The sequence below is a fragment of the Peptacetobacter hominis genome (assembly GCF_006861675.1).
Classification (GTDB): domain Bacteria; phylum Bacillota; class Clostridia; order Peptostreptococcales; family Peptostreptococcaceae; genus Peptacetobacter; species Peptacetobacter hominis.
On the sequence record NZ_SGJB01000001.1, the window covers coordinates 81,895 to 104,737 of the forward strand.

Genomic DNA, 22,843 nt, shown 5'->3' on the forward strand with positions numbered 1-22,843 from the left:
TCTCACTTCCATATTGTAATTTGTTATTTAATCGGAATATAGATCTCAATAACAGAATCTTCTCTATTCCAATGAAATTTATAATCATATTTTTCAAAATAAACAAATTGCCTATTTTCTACTAAAATATTATTTTTAGGTATTATTTCTTTATAAACATAATTGATAGTATCTTTTAGTTTATTCATATTACCAATATGTTCTACCCTTAAATATTTACTTTTCAAAATTATCTTTTCTGTAAAATCATTTGGTACAAAATCTTTTTTAGGAATAGATATATAATAAAATATCTTATTTTCTATTTTTTCAATAAAAGCATATTTACACCAATTACTTCCTAAATATAACTTATTATTTCTTAATTTACTATTAAATATTTTCCAATGGTTTTGTGCTAATTTTACATTATTACTTAATGATTTTGATAATTCATACCTTATTCCTATTACATTAAATTCTTCTAATTCTATTATTTGATAATCCATCTATTTTACCTCTTTAATTTGTGTGCTGTTATAATTGTATAACTATATGAATTGATTGTTATTTTTATATTATCAATTTCACAATACCAATTTTTACCCTGTTTATAGATGTTACAATTTTTATCTAAAACTTTATTCTTACAATACTCAACAACATCATCAGTATCTAATTTAAGATTTTTCTTAATTCTATCAATACCCATTTCGGTAGTGTGAACTTTATCTATATTATTAAATAATACTTGTTTATCTTCCATAAATATCTCCTCTACAAATTACTATTTATCTGTAATAATATAAATGCAGTAGCAAAACTGTACAATGCTGAAACTTCCGATGAAATATTATGCGAAGATTATGATTATGCGATTGATGCAATAGATATGGTGTCTTCAAAAATTCATCTTATAGAGAAATGTACGGAAAAAGGAATAAAAATAATAAGCTCTATGGGGATGGGAAATAAACTTGATCCTACTAAAATTGAAATAACAGACATATACAAAACAAGTATGTGTCCGCTTGCGAAAGTAATGAGAAGAGAACTTAAATCGAGAGGAATCAAAAAACTAAAGGTCGTATATTCTACTGAGAAAGCTATAGAACCAAAGAAAAAAATAATGAACGGAAATAAAATGACTGCAGGAAGTGTATCCTTTGTACCTTCAGTTGGAGGTCTTGTGATAGCATCTGCAGTCATAAGGGATTTAATAAATGAAATGCAGGGTTAATCAACCCTGTATTTTTTCTTTGTATAAATATTATCTTTTTCAAAATAAAATTCAAGAGTTCCATTCATATCAGTCCTGAAAACAGAACAGTCGTTGTCTTTTAGAGTTTTTATAACTGTTTTATGAGGATGACCATATCTATTCCTGTAGCCGCATGATATAGCTGCAATTTCTGGAGATAAAATATCTATAAATTCTTTTGTGGATGAGGATGAACTTCCATGATGGCCAACTTTTAAAAAATCTATGTCAGAAATATTATAGCCAGAGGAAATAATATTTGATTCAACCGATTTTTCAGCATCTCCCATAAATAAAAGTTTATTATCGAAATACTTTATAAGAATAACAGCAGAATTATCGTTGTTGTTTTCAGATACGTATGACGGTGATAAAATTTCCATTTTGGTATTATTATTTATTTTAAAAGAATCTCCCTTGTGAAGATATTTTATCTTTAGTGATTTTTCTCTGCACGAATCAAGTATATTATCATAGGATTCATCTGAAGTATCTCCATCTGTAATATATATTAGTCCTATATCCATTTTATCTATTATATAATCCATACTTCCAATATGATCACTATCTGTATGACTTGCAATAAGCATGTCAATTTTTCTTATTCCATTTTTTCTGAGATGTGAATAAACCTTATGTTCTGCATCCTCATCACCACAGTCTATCAAAATGTTTATATTATCTTCTGTATGTATAAGAATACTGTCTCCTTGTCCCACATCAATAATATGAACAGAAAAGATATCGCCTTTTGAACAACCTATAATCAAAAGAACAGATATAGAAGTTACCAATATGACTTTAAAAAAAGGAAATGTTTTCATTATATCACCTCAAAAAAATATGTTTAAATTTGTTTTGATAAGGGTAAAATAAGCAAGTATAATAATCTAATATTATTTTGGACGGAAAAAAGAAATAATATACATAAATATTCAATTTAAATTCATTTTAAAGTAGTATGATATGTCGATAGGGAGATGATAGGATGATAAACGGAATATTAAAGGAATTTAATGATATAAATATAGAAGCTATAGAAAAACTTACGCCATTCTTTGATATGGTGGATTATGATGCATGTGAATACTGTTTCACTACAATGTTTATGTGGCAGCATACATACAAAACAAAATACCATATAGAGGATGATTTTGCGGTTATATTCGGGGAATTTGATGGAGAGATATTCTCTGTGCTACCACTTGCATCAAGAGAAAATATGGAAAAAGCGATAAACTTTGCTATGGATTATTTTGAAAAAATAGAAAGTAAAGTATATCTTAGAGGGATAAATAAAGAGATAGTAGAGTTTCTGAAAGATAAATACGGTGAAAAATTTGAGTATATAGAAGAAAGAGATTTCTTCGATTATATATATGATGCAGAATCGCTTAGAACATTAAAAGGAAGAAAAAATCAGAAGAAAAGAAACCATTTGAATTACTTCCTGAAAGAGTACGAGGGAAGATATGAAATGAGACTTCTTACAAAAGATGATTTTGGTGCATGTATGGAACTTGTTGACAAATGGGCAATGCAGAAAGAAGAAAATGATCAGGAAGTTGAAGATGATGAAAAAATAGCTATAGAAAAGGTATTTAAAAACTTTGACAGATTTGATGGACGAGTAAAAGTATTTGGAGTATTTATGGATGGTACTCTTGAAGCATTCAGCATAGGTGAATATCTGAATGAAAATATGGCGCTTATACATATAGAAAAGGCAAATCCAGAAATAAGAGGTCTATATCCTTTTATAAATCAGCAGTTCCTTGTAAATGAGTTTCCAGATGTAGAGTTTGTAAACAGAGAAGAGGATCTGGGAATAGAGGGACTTAGAAAAGCAAAACTTTCTTATCATCCGATAAGATTTGCAGAAAAGTATACAGTAAGAGAGAAATAGGTTATTATAGATGCAGGGATTATTCCCTGCATTTATTGTATAAATAGAAATTATTAAGCACTGCATATGAAGATAAATTATTAAGAGTATAAAAAATACATTTAAAGTAAATATAAAATTATAAAAAAGCCAGATAGGAGATACGATATGAAAGTATATATAGCTGATGAAAAAAATATCAATGATATAAAAGAGATGTGGAGATACTGTTTTGCTGAAAGTGAAGCATACAATGAATATTATTTTGACAGAAAACTGAAGCCTGAGGATACAGTTGTGTGTTGTGATGATGAAAAGGCAATAGCATCTATACAACTTAATCAGTACAAAATAATGTTAAATGAAAAAGAAGAAAATGTATCTTATGTAGTAGGGGTATCGACTATGCCTGAAGCGAGAGGTAAAGGTATAATGAAGAAAATGATGAAGTTTTCCCTTGATGAAATGTATAAAAGAGGTCAGAATGTTTCTCTTCTTATGCCTATAGATTTCAGGCTTTATAGAAGATATGGATATGAAAACTGTTACGATATACTGGAACATAGAATAGATATGGAGGAACTTTCGGGATTTAGAATAGAACAAAATGTCAGAAGACTTACATTAGATGATATAAATGAACTTATAAAGTTATACGATTCTGTGAACAAAATGAACAATGGATATGTTATCAGAGATAGATTCAGATTTGAAAATATGTTTGCAGAAGCTGAAGCAGACGGATCGTATATATATGGAATAGAGGATGAATCTGGAAAACTTTCAGGATATATGGTGTATTCTATGGATTCTGGAACTTTGTTTGTAAGGGAGTTATATTTTACAGATATCAGTACTCTTAAAACAGCAATAGGATTTATATACAACCACAATACTCAATGCAGCAAGGCTGTAATAATGGAGGATATAAGAAACTGTGTAGGAAAAGTAATAAGAAACCCGAGAAAAACAGAAACTATTCAAAAGCAGTTTATGATGGGAAGAGTAATAAATTTTGATGGAGTACTTGACTCTATGGTTTCTGAATGTAATTCAGGTGTAAATGCTGAGGACTCTATAAAAGTAGCAATAAAGGATGATTATATAGAATCAAATAATGCAGTCTATGATATAAGAGCTTCTGATGATGGAATTACATATGAAAAATTTGAATATAATGAGGAAAACTCTGATGTATCAATGAATATAAACTGTATATCTCAGCTTGTCTTTTCGTATATAGATATAGATGAGGCTGATTTTGTTTATAATCTTGGAATTTCAGACGATAAAAAAGAAGTTCTAAAAAGACTTTTTGTTAAAAGAAGAAATCATATAAATGAATATGATTAAAATATAGATTGATATGAATATAAACTCAACTCCTGTAAATAATATTAGATAGAATATTATTTACAGGAAGTGCATATATGAGAAGACCAGCAGTTATATTGTGTATGATACTTATAGCAGTTTCATATATATCGACAAGCGGAAAAAATATAGTCTATGACACAACTCCAGATTATATAACGGGAATAATAAAGGACAAAACAGAAAAAGAGAAATATATAGAATATCTGGTGGATGATATTATCGTAAGGTGTAACTCTGATATAAATTCCTTTAATACAGGAGATGTGGTTAAGGTATCCGGTGAATATGAAAATATGAATGATATGGTGTACGATGATTTCAAATACGGAAGATATCTGAAAAGCTGTGGAATAGACGGATATATAAAATGCAGTACAATTGACAAAGTAGGAGAAGATACTTTTTATGTATTTATAGAAAAAATAAGGAAAACAATCAGAGAAGAAAACAGATTTCTGTACAAGGAAAAATCTGACTTTCTGAATTCGATGCTCATTGGAGAAAAAGAGTTTATGAATGAAGAGGATGAGAGGCTTTTTTCAAGGACTGGTGTGAGTCATATTATAGCAATATCGGGAATGCATATATCGATACTCTGTGTATTGATTGAATTTACAGGGAAAATACTGGATAGGAGATATACACTTATAATTTCTGATATAATGATATTTATATATTTCTTTGTGGCAGGTGGAACACCATCGGTTGGAAGGGCAGCTGCAGCAGCTTTTTTATCTCATATATGTTTTTTTTATGATATAAGAAGAGACGGTATAAATACTCTTGGATTTATAGCTTCGATCATGATAATAATGAATGAATATGTGATATACAATACGGGATTCCAGTTGAGTTTTCTTGCCGCTTTTTCTATAATATATTTCTATCCGATAATAAATGGGATTTTAAAAATCCCGATATTATCAGTGACATTGTCGGCAAATATAATGACGCTACCGATAATTGTATATCTGTTTGATGGAATTTCTGTTTTAAGTGCGATTGCCAATATTCTTGCGGTTCCATTTGTTGCATCTATTGTATATATGGATATTGTATCTATAATTTTTTCTGCAATAAGTATTATAGAATTAGGACAGATTATAGCGTTTATAAATTCATCTCTTATAGATTTTATATATTTTCTGCTCGATTGTGTAGATAAAATATGGTTTTCTTATATAGAATTTGATAAATTAGGCTTTAGTTTTATTCGGATTTATTATATAATAGTATGTCTAGGAATAAAATTTTACGGGTTTAAGGTTATCGGAGAACAGAAAAATGGATTACAGGGATATTGTTGCAAAAGTAAAAGTGAATAATTTTGACAGACTGTATCTTTTTTATGGAAAAGAGTATTATCTTCTTGAAGATGCCGTTGGAAAATTCAGGGCAGGGCTTAATCCGGATATGCTGGATTTTAACCTCGATATAATAGACGGCAAAGAGGTTCAGCTGGATCAGCTTTTAAGCTCGATAGAAACTTTTCCGTTTATGGATGCAAGAAAGGTAGTAATAGTAAAAGATTTTGAGATATTGACAGGAACAAGAAAAAACTTCTCTGACAGCGATGAAAAATATCTTCTTGAAAGGCTGGAAAATATACCGGAAACTACTGTACTTGTATTTATAGTATATGGTGATGTGGACAAAAGAAAATCCATGTTTAAAAAAATAAAAAATACCGGTGTGGTATGTGAATGCAGAAAACTTGAAGATATGGAACTTTTCAGATGGGTAAAAAGAGAATTTGAAAGAATGAATACTGTTATAGAAAATGCGGCAGTTGCATATTTTATAGAACAGCTTGGCTATAGAGATAAAAACAGTGATATGACTCTTACAGATGTAAAAAATGAAATTATAAAAGTTGCATCTTATACCGGTGCTGGAAACACTGTTACAAATGATATAATAGAAAAACTTTCTCCAAGAAAAGTTGAGAATAATATTTTTAGAATGATAGATTGTATCGGTGCAAAAAATGCACCTGAAGCGCTTAAAATATTTGGAGATATGATATTTGAAGGTGAGCCTGTACTTAGAATAATGAGCCTGATATCGAGACAGTTCAGAATAATTCTGAAGGTAAAGGATATGAAAAATGAAAAAATGAAGCCGGCTGAAATGGCATCAAAGCTCGGCGTTCAGGAGTTTGTAATCAGAAATGCTTCAAGACAGGCTGAGAACTTCTCAGATAGTATAATACTTGAAATTATGAATTATATGGTTGAAAGTGAATATAAAATAAAAAACGGTATGATAGGAGATGTTGTATCAGTTGAAATGCTGATAAGCAGATACTGCATACGGAAATAGAATGAAAAAGGTCTGAAATCTATTTATAAGGTTTCGGACCTTTTTAAGTGTATCAAAAAAAGGTGATGTATTATATAATTATATAAAAAATAACTTTATTTTGATGAAGGGAGCATAAGAGAATGAACGAAGACTCAGTTTTAGATAGATTGTATAAAATGTATGACGATTTTTATGAGCAGGAAAAGAAAGTTGCCTCATATATAATAAAAAACAGTAGAAAAGTTATAAATATGACTATAGGAGAACTTGCAAAAGAAAGTGGTGTGAGTGTGGCAACAATATCCAGGATATGCAAAAAATGTAATTCAGGTGGATTTCATAATTTGAAAATAAGTATAGCCGGAGAAATTGTTAATTCAGCTCATGGCACAAGAGAAATCGCAAATGATATTACGAGAAAAAATATAAGAGGATCTTTGAATCGCATTGCAGCAAATAAAGCTGCTGAAATACAGGAAACAATAGATATGATTGATAGCAATATACTGGAAAAAGTGATAGATTTAATAGAAAAGGCAAATATAGTAAATTTCGTTGCAGTTGGAAATACGATACCTGTAGCTCTTGATGGAGCATATAGATTGAGTGAAATAGGTATAAAAGCAGTATCTTCTCCTATATGGGAAACACAGCTTGCATTTTCTATGACACTTGAAAAAAATGATGTAATAGTTGCTATTTCGAATTCTGGGGAATCAAAAAAAGTTTATTCTATGGTTGAACAGGCAAAAAAACGAGGAGTAAAAACAATTGGAATAACGAACAATCCGGATTCTGCAATAGCTAAAATATCTGATTATCATATAAAAACAGTAACAAAAGAAAGATTATTTATGAATGAATTTTATTTTTCTAGAGTATCGGCGATGACTGTGATAGAAATAATACATCTTATATTGGCGTCAGGAGAAAAGGAAAGATATGAAAAAGTAAGTATGTGTGAAAAGATGATGGCTGATGAAAAAATTTAAACGATAATAAATATTGTGAAACAGAGTTGACCGAAAAAAAATATCGTGTTAATATATAGATGAAAAATACTCATCAATATATTAGGAGGTTGTTATGAAGGAATATAAATGGGCTACACTTGGATGTGGTGTCATAGCAAATCAGCTTGCAGAAGCTATGGAAAAAAGAGGCAAAAAACTTTATTCAGTAGCCAATAGAACCCACGAAAAGGCGGTTTCTTTTGCTGAAAAATACGGTATAGAAAAAGTATACAATAGAATAGACGATGTATTTGAGGATGAGAATGTGGATATCATCTATATATCAACACCTCACAACACTCATATAGAATATCTTAGAAAGGCTCTTGCAGCAGGAAAACATGTATTATGTGAAAAATCTATAACACTTAATATAGAGGAGCTCAGAGAAGCTATGGAAATTGCTAAGGAAAATAATGTTATTCTTGCTGAAGCAATGACGATATTCCATATGCCTATATACAAGGAACTGAAAAATATAATCGACTCAGGGAAACTTGGAAAACTGAATCTTATACAGATGAATTTTGGAAGTTATAAAGAATACGATATGAACAACAGATTTTTCAGCAGAAATCTTGCAGGAGGAGCGATGCTTGATATAGGTGTATATGCTCTATCATTTATAAGATGGTTTATGACATCAAAGCCTGATCAGATATTGTCGCAGGTGAGATATGCTCCAACAGGTGTAGATGAGCAGGCAGGAATTCTTCTGAAAAACAAAGAAGAGGAAATGGCAACAGTGATGCTTTCTCTTCATTCAAAACAGCCGAAGAGAGGAACTATATCCTTTGATAAAGGATACGTTGAGCTTTATGAATATCCAAGAGGTCAGGAGGCTGTAATAACATATACAGAAAGTGGAGAAAAAGAAACAATAAAAGCAGGAAACACTTCAGATGCACTTTTATATGAAGTTGAAGATATGGAGAAAACTGTATCCGGAAATGAAAATCTTATGTATCCTGAGTATACAGAAGATGTAATGGATATAATGACACAGATAAGAAGAGAATGGGGAATGAAATATCCTGAGGAAGAATAAATATAAAATAAGGATATATAAATAAAAACGGTATGAATGTATAAAATACAGACATACCGTTTATTTTGTTTTATATATAAAATAAAAAAACCCCCTTAGCGAACGGGGGTATAGCGATCTTTTTTATTATGGTAATTAAGCGTTCATACCATTTAATTTCTGAGCTAATTTAGCAACTTTTCTAGCTGCTGCATTTTTGTGTATAGTTCCTTTAGAAGCTACCTGGTATATTCTCTTCTGAGCGTACTGGAATCTAGCCTTAGCATCTTCTACGTTTCCTGCAGCAACTGCCTCGTCAAATCTTCTTATAGCAGTTTTTATCTGAGATTTTCTAACTCTGTTAAGAGCAGTTTTCTTTTCTATAACGCTTATTCTCTTCTTAGCTGATTTTATGTTTGCCATTCGTTTCACCTCCCATAATAACTTTATTATTAATCACTCATCGTCAACATATTAGATTTTAACAGATATAAAACTAAAAATCAAGGGAAAAATATACTTTATGAATATAATTTTTCATATCTATCTGTTTATCATTACTTATCTTATTGTATAATATACAGTATAGTGCAAATACCTGTCAATACAGCCGCTGTTTCTATTTACACAGGGCGTGATATAAAGTAAAATAGTAATTATGAAAATAAAAGAAGGAGGAAAATTGAGTGGCCAGCAAACAGAGCAGAACAAGAAATTTTAGTATAATAGCGCATATAGACCACGGTAAATCTACACTTGCAGATAGACTGATACAGAATACAGGTCTTGTAAGTGAGAGAGATATGAAGTCTCAGCTGCTTGATAATATGGACCTTGAGCGTGAGAGAGGTATAACAATCAAGCTTCAGAACGTAAGACTTGTATACAAAGCAAAAGATGGAGAGGAATACTATCTTAATCTTATAGATACTCCGGGACATGTCGACTTCAACTATGAGGTTTCAAGAAGTCTTGCAGCATGCGAGGGAGCGATACTTGTAGTTGATGCAGCACAGGGAGTTGAGGCACAGACTCTTGCCAACGTATATCTTGCCCTTGAACAGGATCTTGAAATACTTCCTGTAATAAACAAGATAGACCTTCCTAGTGCAAGACCTGATGAAGTAAAGGCTGAAATAGAGGACTATATAGGTCTTGATGCATCAGAGGCACCGCTTATATCGGCTAAAAACGGAATAAACATAGAGGATGTCCTTGAGGGAATAGTAAAACATATACCAGCTCCTGAGGGAGATGCTGAAAAACCTCTTAAAGCACTTATATTCGACTCATATTATGACGCATACAAAGGTGTTGTTGCATATGTAAGAATAGTTGAGGGAACTGTAAAAAAAGGTATGACAATCGAAATGATGAATACCAAAAAGAAATTCGAAGTTACAGAGGTTGGTGTAATGGCACCAAACCATTTTGAACTTCCGGAACTTGCAGCAGGAGACGTTGGATATATTGCAGCGAGTATAAAAGATATAAGAAGCTGTCGTGTCGGTGATACAATAACAGATGCGAACAACAGAACAGACGAACCACTTCCTGGATACAAAAAGGCAACACCGATGGTTTACTGTGGTATATATCCGGGAGAAGGAGAAAAATACGAAAACGTAAGAGATGCACTTGAAAAACTTCAGGTAAACGATGCAGCTCTTGAATTTGAAGCTGAATCATCAGCAGCACTTGGATTTGGTTTCAGATGTGGATTCCTTGGACTTCTTCATATGGAGATAATGCAGGAAAGACTTGAAAGAGAGTTTGACCTTAATATAGTAACAACTGCACCATCTGTTATATACAGAGTAACAAAAACAGATGGAGAGGTTCTTATGATACAGAACCCTGCAAACCTTCCTGAACCAGGTGAAATAAATATGATAGAAGAACCTATAGTAAAGGCTGATATAATAGTACCGAAAGACTTTGTAGGTGCTGTTATGGAGCTTTGTCAGGAAAGAAGAGGAACAATGCATAATATGGAGTATATAGATGATAGAAGAGTTATGCTTCACTATGATCTTCCTCTGAATGAGGTTATATACGACTTTTTCGATGCACTTAAATCAAGAACAAGAGGATACGGATCTTTAGACTACGAAATGAAGGGATACGTTCCATCAAAACTTGTAAAACTTGATATACTTATAAACAAGGAACAGGTAGACGCACTTAGTTTCATAATACATGAATCAAAAGCATTTACAAGAGGAAAAGCTATGTGTGAAAAGCTTAAAGACGAAATACCTAGACATCAGTTTGCAGTACCTATACAGGCAGCTGTAGGAAACAAGGTAATAGCAAGAGAGACTATAAGCGCACTTAGAAAAGACGTTCTTGCAAAATGTTACGGTGGGGATATATCGCGTAAAAGAAAACTTCTTGAAAAACAGAAGGAAGGTAAAAAGAGAATGCGTCAGATCGGAAGCGTTGAGGTTCCACAGAAGGCATTCATGTCAGTTCTTAAACTTGACAGCTAGAATTAGATTGTTTTGGGATATCCGTTATGGATATCCCTTTTTTAAAATATCGAAAAGGAGTATTTTTAAATACTATGGAAAAAGTAAATATATTAGATATAAGTGATATAAAAATCGATATACCGAAAGACGTTGAATATATAATAGAAGAATTTGAAAAAAATGGATTTGAAGCGTTTGCTGTAGGTGGATGTATAAGAGACAGTATACTTGGAAGAATTCCAAATGACTGGGATATTACAACAGATGCTCCACCAGATAAAATAGCATCTATATTCGAAAAAACAGTTGATACAGGAATAGAGCACGGAACTGTAACTGTGATAATAGACAGGAAATGCTATGAAGTTACTACATATAGAATAGATGGAGAATACAGTGACGGAAGACATCCGGACAGCGTGGAATTTTCAAAAAACATAGAAGACGACCTGAAGAGAAGAGACTTTACAATAAATGCGATGGCTTATAACTATAAAAGAGGCCTTGTTGATATCTCTGGTGGTATAGAGGACCTGAATAAAGGAATAATAAGATGTGTTGGAAATCCATACAAAAGATTTGAAGAGGATGCTCTAAGGATGATGAGAGCAATCAGGTTTTCAGCCCAGCTTGGATTCGAAATAGAAACAGATACAAAAGATGCAATAAAAAAACTGTCATCATCGATTGAGTGTATATCGAAAGAGAGGATAAATACAGAGTTTGTAAAACTTATAATGTCCGATGCATCTCAGATATATACACTTGGTGAGTGTAATCTTCTTACATATATAATAGAAGAAATTGAAAAGCTGAAAGGTGTAAAAGATTTCAGAGGGCTTGATTTATACAGAAAATCTGTCGAAATGTGCAGACTATGTGAGGGTGGAGCGGCTGAAAAAATGGCAGCTCTTATGTGGACGTATTATATATGTACAAATAATAAAGAAAGAAAAATTGAAGATATAATGAAAGCACTTAGATTTGACAATAAAACAGTTGAAAAATCTTCATATATAATAAACTATGGAGCGAGAAATATATATATAGACAGAGTGGATATAAAAAAACATCTGAACAGATTTGGAAATGCCGATAAATTCAATGAATACTTATATGTGAGAGAAGCTGAGATGAAAGCTGAGCTTGAACTTATAAAAGATGTGCAATTCTCACATGTGACAGAAATAATTGATGCATTTGACAATGAAGGCTTGTATGTAATATCTGAGATAAGAAAAATAATTGATGATATAAAAGAAAAAGGAGAATGTTTCAAGGTATCTGAACTGGAAATAACGGGGAAAGATATAATAAAAATGGGAATAAAACCGGGAAAACAGATTGGAATGATACTTGAAGAAATCCTGAAAAAAGTAATAAAAAACCCTGAAATGAACAGAAAAGATACGCTTTTAAAAGAGGCTGAAAATTTCGTAAAATTTCAAAAATATGTTTAATTATATTGTGTAAGGGTATATAATTAACGTAAGTAAGAAAAAATTCCAGTACGGGAAATAAAGAAGGGTGTGTTATTGATGATAGATTATAAAAATCTTATACTTAATTCAAAATCGGTTAGAAGTTTTAAAGAAAAGGAAGTAGAAAATAGATATTTCGATGAAATAAAAAGATTTGTCGAAACATCAAAAGTTCTTGTTCCAGAAATAGACACAGAAATATCTTTTTACAATAAAAATGAAATATATGATAAAATAGATGGACTTGCAGGATACAATGGATTCCTTATAGATTCTCCACACTATATGATTATGCTTTCAGAAGAAAAGGATAACTATATAGAAAATGCAGGATATGTGGCAGAAAAAGCAAGATTAAAAGCTACTGAGTTCGGAATAGATTCATGCTGGATAACTTTCAGCGATGGAAATGCAATACTTGAAAAACTTGGACTGCTTACAGACAAAAAACTTGTAGCTCTTATAGCATTCGGATATGCTGAAGAAGCAAAGAAAAAAGTTGTAAATGCTACAAAAACAGGAGAAAACTACTCTAAATCTGAAATGGCAAAAGAATCTGATGTAATAGCATCAGGAAGAAAAGCTGTTGAAGAAATAGTATTTATGGATAAATGGGGACAGAATGCAGATCTTGAAGTTCTTGAAGAAAGAGCTCTTCTTGAAGCTTTCTCATATGCAAGACTTGCTCCATCAGCTCTTAACAGACAGCCATGGAGATTTATAGTTGACGGAGGTAAGGTTGTACTTGCTGTAGATGTAGAAGAACTTAAAAATGAATACGAAGGAAGCATAGACTCAGGTATAGTAATGCTTTATTTCGGAGCAATAGTAGATGCTACATTAATGGATTCAAAATGGGTATTTGATGCAGATGCAAATGGATATGACGTACCAGCTGGATTCAAAGTTGTAGGATACTGCAAAATGTAATTTAAACTTAGGTTGATTTTTAGGGACAGTTTTTACTGTCCCTTTTTATTTTATAAATGCAGTAGTATTGACATTGTCTGGAAGTAAGAGGTACTGGTTCACAAGCATACGAAAACGTGTTATTATTGAAACTATAATATTCAAAGGAGGTATTTATGTACGGAATTTATATACATATACCGTTCTGTGTAAAAAAATGCAGATACTGTGATTTTAACTCATATAAAATAGATATAGAAAAGAAAAAAAGATATATAAAAGCACTTGAAAAAGAAATTGAAATTTATTCTAAAATGGATAACAAAAGAAAAATAGATACTATATTTCTTGGCGGTGGTACACCGAGTATACTTAAACCGGATGAGATAGAAAGTATATTTGAAAAACTTAACAGTTCATTTGATATATCAGAAGATGCTGAAATAACAATGGAATGTAATCCGGGTACACTTGATGAAGAAAAACTTAATGCCATGAAAAAATCCGGGGTAAACAGGCTAAGTATAGGTCTTCAGGCGGTTCAGAACGATATACTTGAATATATAGGAAGAATTCATACATTTGAAGAATTTGAAAAAACATATAATCTTGTCAGAAAATGCGGCTTTGACGATGTAAATATAGATCTGATGTACAACCTCCCAAACCAGAGGGAAAAAGAGTGGATGGAAACTCTGGAAAAAGTCGTATCGCTAAATCCGGAACATATCTCTGCATACTCTCTGATACTAGAAGAGGGGACAGAGCTTTGCGATATGTACGAAAGAGGTGAATTTACTCTAAGTGGAGATGATACAGATATAAAAATGTACAGATACACAATAGATTATCTGAAGAAAAATGGCTATATGCAGTATGAAATATCAAATTATGCAAAACCGGGAAAAGAATGCAGACACAATATAATCTATTGGAAATGTGATAACTACATAGGTCTGGGAGCAGGGGCTTCAGGATATATAGGAAATAGAAGATATTCAAATATACCGGAAGTTGATGAATACAATGAAACTGTTGAAGCAGGAAAACTTCCTGTGTTATCAGAGGAAGTGCTTACAGATGAAGAAAAATTTGAGGAACTTGTTTTTATGGGATTGAGAATGAATGAGGGAGTTCTGTACGAGGATTTTGAAAAAATATCTGGTATTGATATAAGAAAATACAGAAAAGAGATTATTGAAAGGCTGAAAAAAGATAATCTTATAGAATGTGATGAAAATAGAATAAAACTTACTCAATCAGGTAGAGAAATTTCGAACAAGGTGTTTCTCGATATAATATGTGGCTAATAGAAATCCGTATATGTTGCATGTGCAGTATATGCGGATTTTTTGCGTGAAAAAGGTTAATTTAAAAGTAACAAAAATATTTTAATCAAAGGTGTTGACAAAGAAGTTCTATGGTGGTATAAAATAGATATAAGGTTTTTAGCACTCCTACCTAGTGAGTGCTAACAAAACGAGAGGTGATAAAAATTGGAACTGAATGAAAGAAAATTAAATATACTCAGAGCCATAGTCAAAGATTATATAGAGACTGCTGAGGCAATCGGTTCAAGAACCATCTCAAAAAAATATGACCTTGGTGTCAGTGCTGCTACCATAAGAAATGAAATGGCAGATCTGGAAGAACTTGGATATCTGGTTCAGCCACATACATCTGCAGGTAGGGTACCTACAGAAAAAGGATACAGACTTTATGTAGATTCTCTTATGGGAAAAAATGAACTGACAGATGATGAGAAACATGCTATAGAAATGTGTATGGAACATAATATAGGAAATATAAACCGGCTTATGAATGAAACATCAAAAATGCTTTCTAAGCTGACAAACTATACGACAGTTGCCATAACAAAGAAAGTTCAGGATAACATAATAAAACATGTACAGCTTGTCAACCTTTCTGATGAGGACATACTTTTAATCGTTGTATCAGAAAAAGGAGACATCAGAAAAACTCACATAAAGACCACTTCAAACATAGAACAGTCTAAGCTGAACATAATCTCAGATAACCTTACAAAGAGGTTGTCTGGAAAGAGTGTATCAGACCTTGATGATAACTTTATATCATATATAAAATATCAGATAGGAGAGTTTTCAATAATAGTTGATGAGATTATAAACATGCTCAATCAGGAAAGCTCAAAAGGAGATTATTCGATGTATCTGAGTGGAGCAACAAATATTTTCAATTATCCTGAGTTCAGAGATGTAATAAAGGCAAAAGAATTTCTCAATATGATTGAGGAAAAAGAAAATATAGCAAAACTTATCAAAGAACCGGGAATAACAAAAGACAACCGGAAAATAACAATCGGGGTTGAAAATGGAGGGGAGCTTGCAAAGGACTGTAGTATTGTTACAGCAACATATAATGTAGGCGAAAATGCTCTTGGAAAGATAAGTTTTATCGGACCTACCAGAATGGATTATGAAAGACTTTGCTCTATAATAAATTATATGAGCATGCTTATCAATAAAAAATAAAAAACTGAGAGGTGTACGTCTTGGAAGAAAATAAGAAAACAAACGAAGAAATAAAGGAAACTGCAGCATCATCGGAATGTGAAGAAACCAAAGAAACAGTTTCTGAAGAAAAAGATGATAATGTTACAGATATAAATGAAAAGCTTGAGGAAAAGAAACTGAAAGATGAGATAGATTCTCTTAATGATAAATATCAGAGACTTCAGGCTGAATATGCAAACTATAGAAGAAGAACAAATGAAGAAAAAGAAACTATAGGATTATTTGCAAACGAGAAGATAATAACTGAGCTTATCCCTGTAATAGACAGTATGGAAAGAGCTATGGAATCTTCTCAGGATAAAGAAGATCAGATGTACAAAGGAATAGAACTTGTACACAAACAGCTTCTTGATACACTTTCAAAATTCGGTGTAGAGGAAATAGAAGCTGAAGGATGTGACTTTGATCCTAACTTCCACCTTGCAGTAATGCAGGAAGCAGTTGAAGGAGTTGAAGCAAACAAAGTTGTAATGGTGCTTCAGAAAGGATACAAACTTGGAAACAAGGTAGTAAGAGCATCAATGGTTAAGGTATCATGCTAAATGATATATTAAAAAAGTAAAAAATCAATTATATGTATAGATAAACAGGAGGAAAACAAAATGGCAAAAGTAATAGGTATAGACTTAGGAACAACAAACTCATGTGTTGCAGTTTTAGAAGGTGGGGAACCACAGATAATAGCAAACTCAGAAGGTATGAGAACTACTCCATCAGTAGTTGCATTTACTAAAGATGGAGAAAGAATAGTAGGGGAACCTGCAAAAAGACAGGCAGTAACAAACGCTGAAAGAACTATAAGTTCAATAAAAACTCATATGGGTACTGACTACAAAGTAAACATAGATGGAAAAGAATATTCACCACAGGAAATATCAGCTATAATACTTCAGAAATTAAAAGCTGATGCAGAAAGCTATCTTGGAGAAAAAGTAACTGAAGCTGTTATAACAGTTCCAGCATACTTCACAGATGCTCAGAGACAGGCTACAAAAGATGCAGGTAGAATAGCAGGACTTGACGTTAAGAGAATAATAAACGAACCAACTGCAGCTTCACTTGCATACGGAATGGATAAACTTGATCAGGATAAGAAAATATTAGTATTCGACCTTGGTGGTGGTACATTCGACGTATCATTACTTGAAATAGGTGACGGTACATTTGAAGTTCTTGCAACAGCTGGTAACAACAGACTTGGTGGAGACGACTTCGATAAAATAGTAATAGACTACCTTGCAGAAGAATTCAAAAAAGCTGAAGGTGTAGATTTAAGAAATGACAAAATGGCATTACAGAGATTAAAAGAAGCAGCTGAAAAAGCTAAAAAAGAATTATCTTCTACAATGTCAACTAACATAAACCTTCCATTCATAACAGCTACAGCAGAAGGTCCAAAACACTTAAATGTTGATTTATCAAGAGCAAAATTTGAAGAATTAACAGCTGGACTTGTTGAAGCTACAATGGAACCAATGAAGAGAGCAATATCTGATGCAGGAATATCAGTATCAGAAATAGACGATGTATTATTAGTTGGTGGTTCAACAAGAATACCAGCAGTTCAGGAAGCTGTTAAGAAATTCATAGGAAAAGAACCACACAAAGGAATAAACCCAGACGAATGTGTTGCAGCAGGTGCTTCAATACAGGCAGGTGTATTAACTGGTGAAGTAAACGACTTATTATTACTTGACGTTACTCCATTATCACTTGGTATAGAAACATTAGGTAATGTATTTACTAAGATAATAGAAAGAAATACTACAATACCTACTAAGAAATCACAGATATTCTCTACAGCAGCTGACAATCAGACTGCAGTTGATATACACGTACTTCAGGGTGAAAGAAGTATGGCTTACGACAACACTACATTAGGTAGATTCCAGTTAACTGATATACCACCAGCAATGAGAGGTATCCCTCAGATAGAGGTTACATTCGATATAGACGCAAACGGTATAGTTCACGTTACAGCAAAAGACCTTGGAACAGGAAAAGAACAGAAAATAACAATAACTTCTAACACTAACCTTTCTGAAGAAGAAATAGAAAGAAAAGTTAAAGAAGCTGAAATGAACGCTGAAGCAGATAAAGCTAAAAAAGAAAAAATAGAAGCTGTTAACCAGGCTGAATCAACTATATATCAGACAGAAAAAACATTAAAAGAAGTAGAAGACAAAATAAGCGCTGATGATAAAGCTGAAATAGAAAAAGCTATAGCAGATGTAAAAGCTGCAAAAGATAAAGAAGATGCAACAGCTGAAGAAATAAGAAATGCAATAGATGCTTTAATGCAGAAATTCCAGAAAGTATCTGAAGTAATGTATCAGCAGGCACAGCAGGCTCAGCAGCAGGCAGGTGCTGAACAGGCTGAAACAGGATCATCAAACAACGATGACAATGTTGTAGATGCAGATTTCAAAGAAGTATAAGATAAAAGATAACTATATTTCTGAAATAGTCCTATAAAACTTGAGTTTTGAGAGACTGAATAATATAATAATATAGTTAGGTAGAATGATATAGAAGATGATAGCTTGTAGTTTGTATTCTACAAGCTATTGTTTTAATGAGAGAAAATTAAATATTTAAAAGGGGTGCACAAAGTGAGCGGTAAGAGAGATTACTATGAAGTCCTTGGAGTTGCCAAAGGTGCAACTGCTCAGGAAATTAAAAAAGCATATAGAAAACTTGCCATGAAATATCATCCGGACAGAAATCCAGATGACAAAGAAGCAGAAGAAAAATTCAAGGAAGTAAACGAAGCGTATGAAGTACTTTCTGACGACGAAAAAAGAAAAATGTACGATCAGTTCGGTCATGACGGTGTAAACGGTCAGGGCGGATTCGGAGGCCAGGGAGGCTTCGGTGGATTCGGCGGTGGCGGATTCAGCGGAGGTTTCGGCGGATTTGAAGATATATTCGGCGATATATTCGGCGGAGGATTTGGAGGCTTCGGCGGTGGCGGAAGTGCCAGAAGAGGTCCTCAGAGAGGTGCCGATATAAGACAGTCTGTCAGAATAACATTTGAAGAAGCTGCAAAAGGTGTTAAAAAGAAAATAAAAGTAACAAGAAACGACGAATGTGACAACTGTCATGGAACAGGATGCAAACCTGGAACATCTAAAAAAACTTGTCCTAACTGTCACGGAACAGGATCTATAAGAAGCGTACAGAAAACTCCGTTTGGAAACATAGCTACAAACAGAACTTGTCCTACATGTGGAGGTACAGGTGAAATAATAGATACTCCATGTAATGTATGTGGTGGAAAAGGAAGCGTAAGAAAGACTAAGACTATCGAAGTCGATATACCAGCGGGAATAGACGATGGTCAGATGATAAAACTTGCAGGTCAGGGAGAATTCGGTGAACCGGGAGCTCCTAGAGGAAATCTGTATATAGTTGTAGAAGTTGCTCCACATCCTGTATTCAAGAGAGATGGATACGATATATACCTTGAAATACCTATAACATTTGTTCAGGCTGCTCTTGGTGATGAGATAGAGGTGCCTACACTTGATGGTAAGGTCAAATACTCTATACCAGAGGGAACTCAGAGTGGAACAGTATTCAGACTTAAAGAAAAAGGTATAAAACGTATGAGAGGAAATTCAAAAGGAGACCAGTATGTAAAGGTATCTGTTGAAGTTCCGAAAAAACTTAATGAAAGACAGAAAGAAATACTAAGAGAATTCGCAGGTGAATGTGGGTCGGGCAACCATGAAAAGAAAAAAACGTTCAGCGAAAAGATAGAGAATTTCTTTGGAAAGAAAAAATAAAATCTGATAAGGATTTTTGATATGCGAATAAAATAAACAATCCGTCGGGAAAATACATGCCTATATACGGGCAGTATGATCCAGACGGATTTTATTTTTATAATTATTAGAAAGCAAAATGATTGTTGGAATATAGTATATTATGCTTTTTTTTTTAAAAAAGGGTGAGAAAGAGTTGATTTGTATGAGGAATAGATATAAGATAACTAGACAAATAAATAAAAATACAGACAGAATGGCTCTGTCCTTTTATGTTGTAAAAAATTTTATAGATATATATAGGACACATTGTGCCCACGTTTTGCGTGGATATGATGTGTCCTTTTTGTTTGAATAAATCTTCTCTTGCTAAATTTACCTGTATATATATATGAAATTATAGAAAAGGAGGAAATGATTATGAGAAAAAAACTAATTGCGCTGTTTGCAAGTATGTGCATGATTATTTCTATACTGCCCGTCACGGCGCTGGCGGCTGCGCCGAACAGACAGGTGATCTATGTAGGCAACGAAAATGTGACAAGCGGCGGCTACTGGACGACGGACAGCGCTGGAACTGTCACCGCATTCACAGGCGAAGGCACACCGGCGGACAAATTTATCCATTATGACGCAGAGAACAATGTCCTGACCCTGCGCAACGCCACCATTAAAAAAGGATTGGATTATAATCCGGGTATTACAGGTAGCACATACATCAATAGTTCGGCCATTGGCGTGTTCAATGAGCACGGCAATGCAGAATTGACCATCAAATTGGAGGGTACCAATACAATCGCAGAGGTTAGCAAAGGGATTTATGTGTTGACGACCAGTAGTTCTGCCAGTAATGCTACCCTGACCATTGAGGGCGACGGCAGTCTGGATGCCAGCGCGAGTCAGACCGGCATCTGGGTTCAGGGCAACAGCTGCGCTGCCGCACTGAGTATCGAGAATGCCAAGGTCACTGCAACCGTAGTTGATGGCTATGGCGGCAATGGTGTTTTCGTGCAGTCCAGCGAGAACTCGTCCGTCTCTCTGACCGTGAATAGCGGCAGTCTGACCGCGACTGGCAGCGGTGAGATATATGCGGGAATTAAGTTGCAGTTTGGCTCCGGTGGTTCCGGCTCCGGCACGCCCACAGTCACCGTCAGCAACAACGCTATCGTGCGGGCCAACGGCAGTGCCGGTGGAATTACGAGTAATTCTTCTTCTCCGATCCAGTACGAAACAGGCAGCGATGGCAACGGAGGTGTCGTCTTTAACGGCAAGAATGGCACTGTGTACGGCGATGTTGAATTGCAGGAAAATTTGGAGATCAGTACGGACGAAACTCTGAACATCGGAAAGGACGCCAGCCTTACCGTGCCAAAGGGAACGACTTTGAACAATAACGGTACAATAAACAACGATGGAACCATTATCAACAAAGGTACACTGAACGGTGATGTAAGTGGCAGTGGTACGATTGAATCTATTCCTGAAATTAAAACAACAATTATGAAAGATGGAACAGTAGGTTCAGAATATAGCCAAAAACTTGAGGCTGAGGGAAATAATATTAGTTGGAGTATTGAACGTGGAAAAATACCTGATGGTTTAACCCTAAGCAATAATGGTACTATATCAGGTACACCAACTAATGCGGGTACTTATAGTTTTACTGCAAAAGCTGAAAATAAAGCTGGTAGTGCCAGTCAAGAATTTTCTTTGACAATCAATCCTACTACCTATAATGTAATAGTTGAGGAAAGTGCAAATGGTAAAGCAACCGCTTCAGAAAATTCTGCAACAGAGGGAACAGAAATTACTTTAACAGCAACACCAAATAGTGGTTGTCACCTTGTACGTTGGGAAGTTACTCAAGGTAATGTTACTATCAAAGATAATAAATTTACGATGCCGGCAGAACCTGTAACTGTAAAAGCAATTTTTGAACGCAATTCCAGTGGAGGAGGTACAGTTACACCACCATCACCTACTCACACAGAGATAATAGGAAAAGACCGTTACGAAACAGCAGCACTTATAGCTGATAAGATAGGATACTACGACACAGCTGTACTTGTAAATGCAGAGAATACTATGTCGGATGGACTTTCTGCATCTGCACTTAGCGGAAAATACAATGCACCTATACTTCTAACTAAAAAAGACAGTATCCCAGACTCTACAGTGAAAAGACTTAAAAAAGCATCTACAATATACATAATCGGTGGAGAAAATGCGATAAGTGAAAATGTGGAAAAAGAACTATCAGGCAAAAAAGTCATAAGAATAGGTGGAAGCAATAGATATGAAACATCAGAGCTTATTGCAGAGCATATAGGAAATTACGACAGGGCATTTATAGTAAACGGACTTGAAGGTGAGGCAGATGCTATGTCTGCATCAGTTGTATCGTCAAAATACAATGCACCTATAATACTTACAAACGGTAAAAATTCAGATTACGACCAAAAATCTGATACAAAATACTATGCTATAGGTGGAGAAGAAGTCCTTTCAGATTCTATCGTATCAGAATACAATGCGGAAAGAATTTCCGGAGATGACAGATATGAAACAAGTAGAGAAGTGATAGAGAAATTCTACAGCAGTTCTTCAAAATATTACTTTACAAATGGAAATACACTTGTAGATGCACTTTCAGCATCACTTCCAGCCAAAAATTACGGAATAGTGCTTGTATCTTCAAAATCAGACAACTCAGTCCTTGAAGACAAAAATACTGTTCAGGTCGGAGGAATGGATTTTGAAATATCTGCAAAATAATATATATAAAACTATGATACACGTCATATAAATATA

General features: G+C 33.7%; 19 protein-coding genes and 1 pseudogene. 16 read left to right on the forward strand and 4 right to left on the reverse strand.

Annotated elements, in window-relative coordinates:
• Positions 1 to 23: 23 nt before the first annotated feature.
• Both EXD82_RS00370 and EXD82_RS00375 read right to left on the reverse strand, forming a co-directional pair.
• On the reverse strand, positions 24 to 488 hold the full coding sequence (locus tag EXD82_RS00370) for a GyrI-like domain-containing protein (RefSeq protein WP_021974313.1): 465 nt from the start codon (positions 486 to 488) through the stop codon (positions 24 to 26).
• A gap of 5 nt (positions 489 to 493) precedes the next feature.
• On the reverse strand, positions 494 to 745 hold the full coding sequence (locus EXD82_RS00375; protein WP_021974314.1) for a DUF3781 domain-containing protein: 252 nt from the start codon (positions 743 to 745) through the stop codon (positions 494 to 496).
• Between the two features lie 54 nt (positions 746 to 799).
• Between EXD82_RS00375 and EXD82_RS00380 the strand changes: the two are divergent.
• Positions 800 to 1,219, forward strand: a pseudogene (locus EXD82_RS00380) (tRNA threonylcarbamoyladenosine dehydratase); the annotation flags it as partial.
• On the opposite strand, the gene EXD82_RS00385 reads toward EXD82_RS00380, so the two are convergent.
• Positions 1,216 to 2,064, reverse strand: a complete 849-nt coding sequence (locus tag EXD82_RS00385; RefSeq protein WP_142534932.1) for a ComEC/Rec2 family competence protein — start codon at positions 2,062 to 2,064, stop codon at positions 1,216 to 1,218. The pseudogene EXD82_RS00380 and the gene EXD82_RS00385 overlap by 4 nt on opposite strands.
• Before the next feature lie 164 nt (positions 2,065 to 2,228).
• On the opposite strand from EXD82_RS00385, the gene EXD82_RS00390 reads away from it, so the two are divergent.
• The 6 genes from EXD82_RS00390 to EXD82_RS00415 all read left to right on the forward strand — a co-directional run bounded on the left by EXD82_RS00390 (position 2,229) and on the right by EXD82_RS00415 (position 8,867).
• Positions 2,229 to 3,146, forward strand: coding sequence for a DUF2156 domain-containing protein (locus tag EXD82_RS00390; protein WP_142534933.1), 918 nt, complete (start codon positions 2,229 to 2,231; stop codon positions 3,144 to 3,146).
• Between the two features lie 147 nt (positions 3,147 to 3,293).
• Positions 3,294 to 4,478: a GNAT family N-acetyltransferase gene (locus EXD82_RS00395; RefSeq protein WP_142534934.1), complete on the forward strand. Its 1,185-nt coding sequence runs from the start codon at positions 3,294 to 3,296 to the stop codon at positions 4,476 to 4,478.
• Positions 4,479 to 4,555: 77 nt separating this feature from the next.
• A complete protein-coding gene (locus EXD82_RS00400; RefSeq protein ID WP_142534935.1) occupies positions 4,556 to 5,827 on the forward strand; it encodes a ComEC/Rec2 family competence protein in 1,272 nt (423 codons plus the stop codon).
• Positions 5,787 to 6,824: a DNA polymerase III subunit delta gene (gene holA, locus EXD82_RS00405; protein ID WP_142534936.1), complete on the forward strand. Its 1,038-nt coding sequence runs from the start codon at positions 5,787 to 5,789 to the stop codon at positions 6,822 to 6,824. Before EXD82_RS00400 ends, holA begins: the two co-directional genes overlap by 41 nt.
• Positions 6,825 to 6,946: 122 nt before the next feature.
• The gene (locus tag EXD82_RS00410) at positions 6,947 to 7,798 is read left to right on the forward strand and encodes a MurR/RpiR family transcriptional regulator (RefSeq protein WP_142534937.1); all 852 of its coding nucleotides are present in this window, start codon (positions 6,947 to 6,949) and stop codon (positions 7,796 to 7,798) included.
• A 94-nt stretch (positions 7,799 to 7,892) separates the two neighbouring features.
• Positions 7,893 to 8,867, forward strand: a complete 975-nt coding sequence (locus EXD82_RS00415) for a Gfo/Idh/MocA family protein (RefSeq protein ID WP_142534938.1) — start codon at positions 7,893 to 7,895, stop codon at positions 8,865 to 8,867.
• A gap of 135 nt (positions 8,868 to 9,002) precedes the next feature.
• On the opposite strand, the gene rpsT is transcribed toward EXD82_RS00415, so the two are convergent.
• Positions 9,003 to 9,269: a 30S ribosomal protein S20 gene (gene rpsT / locus EXD82_RS00420; protein ID WP_142534939.1), complete on the reverse strand. Its 267-nt coding sequence runs from the start codon at positions 9,267 to 9,269 to the stop codon at positions 9,003 to 9,005.
• Positions 9,270 to 9,532: 263 nt separating this feature from the next.
• Between rpsT and lepA the strand changes: the two genes are divergently transcribed.
• From lepA to EXD82_RS10240, 9 genes are all read left to right on the forward strand, one after another.
• Positions 9,533 to 11,338, forward strand: a complete 1,806-nt coding sequence (lepA, locus tag EXD82_RS00425) for a translation elongation factor 4 (RefSeq protein ID WP_142534940.1) — start codon at positions 9,533 to 9,535, stop codon at positions 11,336 to 11,338.
• A 74-nt stretch (positions 11,339 to 11,412) separates the two neighbouring features.
• Entirely contained in the window at positions 11,413 to 12,780 is a 1,368-nt protein-coding gene (locus tag EXD82_RS00430) for a CCA tRNA nucleotidyltransferase (protein ID WP_174919116.1), read from the forward strand.
• Between the two features lie 78 nt (positions 12,781 to 12,858).
• Entirely contained in the window at positions 12,859 to 13,731 is an 873-nt protein-coding gene (locus EXD82_RS00435; RefSeq protein WP_142534942.1) for a nitroreductase family protein, read from the forward strand.
• A 155-nt stretch (positions 13,732 to 13,886) separates the two neighbouring features.
• Positions 13,887 to 15,020, forward strand: a complete 1,134-nt coding sequence (gene hemW, locus EXD82_RS00440; RefSeq protein WP_142534943.1) for a radical SAM family heme chaperone HemW — start codon at positions 13,887 to 13,889, stop codon at positions 15,018 to 15,020.
• Between the two features lie 186 nt (positions 15,021 to 15,206).
• On the forward strand, positions 15,207 to 16,223 hold the full coding sequence (gene hrcA / locus EXD82_RS00445; protein ID WP_142534944.1) for a heat-inducible transcriptional repressor HrcA: 1,017 nt from the start codon (positions 15,207 to 15,209) through the stop codon (positions 16,221 to 16,223).
• Between the two features lie 20 nt (positions 16,224 to 16,243).
• Positions 16,244 to 16,807, forward strand: coding sequence for a nucleotide exchange factor GrpE (gene grpE / locus EXD82_RS00450; protein WP_330573670.1), 564 nt, complete (start codon positions 16,244 to 16,246; stop codon positions 16,805 to 16,807).
• 60 nt (positions 16,808 to 16,867) lie between these two features.
• Entirely contained in the window at positions 16,868 to 18,703 is a 1,836-nt protein-coding gene (gene dnaK, locus EXD82_RS00455) for a molecular chaperone DnaK (protein ID WP_142534946.1), read from the forward strand.
• Between the two features lie 174 nt (positions 18,704 to 18,877).
• Positions 18,878 to 20,053, forward strand: a complete 1,176-nt coding sequence (gene dnaJ / locus EXD82_RS00460; RefSeq protein ID WP_142534947.1) for a molecular chaperone DnaJ — start codon at positions 18,878 to 18,880, stop codon at positions 20,051 to 20,053.
• A gap of 1,290 nt (positions 20,054 to 21,343) precedes the next feature.
• Positions 21,344 to 22,807 (forward strand): cell wall-binding repeat-containing protein, encoded by a 1,464-nt coding sequence (locus EXD82_RS10240; protein WP_174919117.1) that lies wholly within the window; start codon positions 21,344 to 21,346, stop codon positions 22,805 to 22,807.
• Positions 22,808 to 22,843: the final 36 nt, after the last annotated feature.

Bases quoted from the DNA above. Each gene is read 5' to 3' on its own strand.
- EXD82_RS00370 (WP_021974313.1), bottom strand. From the start codon at position 488: ATGGATTATCAAATAATAGAATTAGAAGAATTTAATGTAATAGGAATA.
- EXD82_RS00390 (WP_142534933.1), top strand. From the start codon at position 2,229: ATGATAAACGGAATATTAAAGGAATTTAATGATATAAATATAGAAGCT.
- EXD82_RS00415 (WP_142534938.1), top strand. From the start codon at position 7,893: ATGAAGGAATATAAATGGGCTACACTTGGATGTGGTGTCATAGCAAAT.
- EXD82_RS00410 (WP_142534937.1), top strand. From the start codon at position 6,947: ATGAACGAAGACTCAGTTTTAGATAGATTGTATAAAATGTATGACGAT.
- EXD82_RS00375 (WP_021974314.1), bottom strand. From the start codon at position 745: ATGGAAGATAAACAAGTATTATTTAATAATATAGATAAAGTTCACACT.
- EXD82_RS00385 (WP_142534932.1), bottom strand. From the start codon at position 2,064: ATGAAAACATTTCCTTTTTTTAAAGTCATATTGGTAACTTCTATATCT.
- holA (WP_142534936.1), top strand. From the start codon at position 5,787: ATGGATTACAGGGATATTGTTGCAAAAGTAAAAGTGAATAATTTTGAC.
- EXD82_RS00400 (WP_142534935.1), top strand. From the start codon at position 4,556: ATGAGAAGACCAGCAGTTATATTGTGTATGATACTTATAGCAGTTTCA.
- rpsT (WP_142534939.1), bottom strand. From the start codon at position 9,269: ATGGCAAACATAAAATCAGCTAAGAAGAGAATAAGCGTTATAGAAAAG.
- EXD82_RS00430 (WP_174919116.1), top strand. From the start codon at position 11,413: ATGGAAAAAGTAAATATATTAGATATAAGTGATATAAAAATCGATATA.
- hemW (WP_142534943.1), top strand. From the start codon at position 13,887: ATGTACGGAATTTATATACATATACCGTTCTGTGTAAAAAAATGCAGA.
- dnaK (WP_142534946.1), top strand. From the start codon at position 16,868: ATGGCAAAAGTAATAGGTATAGACTTAGGAACAACAAACTCATGTGTT.
- EXD82_RS00395 (WP_142534934.1), top strand. From the start codon at position 3,294: ATGAAAGTATATATAGCTGATGAAAAAAATATCAATGATATAAAAGAG.
- EXD82_RS00435 (WP_142534942.1), top strand. From the start codon at position 12,859: ATGATAGATTATAAAAATCTTATACTTAATTCAAAATCGGTTAGAAGT.